General features: G+C 72.5%; 1 pseudogene. It reads left to right on the top strand.

Annotated features, from left to right (window positions below):
• Positions 1-425 (top strand): annotated as a pseudogene (locus AC5Y6X_RS24455) (PPE family protein); the annotation flags it as partial.

The raw sequence follows: 425 nt of genomic DNA on the forward strand, positions 1-425 counted from the left end.
ACCACCCCGCAGGCCCCGGCCGACCAGGCCGTGGCGGTCGCGCAGGCCCAGGCCACCCCGGCCGGCAACTCCGGGCAAACCGTCGCGAGCATCACCCCACAACTGGCGTCGACCACCACCGCACCCGCGACGCAGGCCCCGGCGACGACCACCACCGGATCGTTGACGACCGCCACCGGCGCGTTGGGGGTGCCCAACCCGAACACGCCGTGGTGGCAGCTCAGCCCCGCCAACTACGACACGGTCCTCAAACGGATGACCGGGCTGCCCTATTTCTCGGAGGGACTGGGGACTTTCGGGGTGGCCATCGGGCAGCAGTTGTTCAACGGCCCGGTGGGAACCACGGCCGGTGCCCAGGGCGCGTTCTTCGTCACACCGCAATTCGCCGCCCTGGGCGCCGGCGGCTGGACCTGGCACCCGGCGGC

Source organism: Mycobacterium sp. NGS26 (genome assembly GCF_059813025.1).